The following is a 274-nucleotide window of genomic DNA, read 5'->3' as shown; positions in this document are numbered from 1 at the left end:
CAGCAGCGCGGCGAGGTCGTTGCCGTCCACCAGCTCGCCGGGCACGCCGTAGCCCACGCCCTTGTGGGCGAGCGAGGGCGCGGCGCTCTGCCGGGACAGCGGCACCGAGATGGCGTACTGGTTGTTCTGCACGAAGAACACGACCGGCGCCCGGAAGACCGCGGCGAAGTTGAGCGCCTCGTGGAAGTCGCCCTCGCTCGTGGCGCCGTCGCCGCACATCGCGAGCACCACCGTGGGCTCCCCGCGCAGCCGCCCGGCGTGTGCCACGCCCACG

General features: G+C 73.7%; 1 protein-coding gene. It reads right to left on the bottom strand.

The genetic code is table 11. The annotated features are described in order from the left end of the window. A partial coding sequence (locus PROKR_RS18200; RefSeq protein ID WP_245605877.1) for a thiamine pyrophosphate-dependent enzyme occupies positions 1 to 274 on the bottom strand: 274 nt, incomplete at both ends.

The sequence above is a fragment of the Promicromonospora kroppenstedtii DSM 19349 genome (genome assembly GCF_000515355.1).
Lineage (GTDB): Bacteria > Actinomycetota > Actinomycetes > Actinomycetales > Cellulomonadaceae > Promicromonospora > Promicromonospora kroppenstedtii.
Note: the sequence above shows the minus strand (reverse complement) of the source record. Positions and strands in the feature narration are given on the sequence as shown.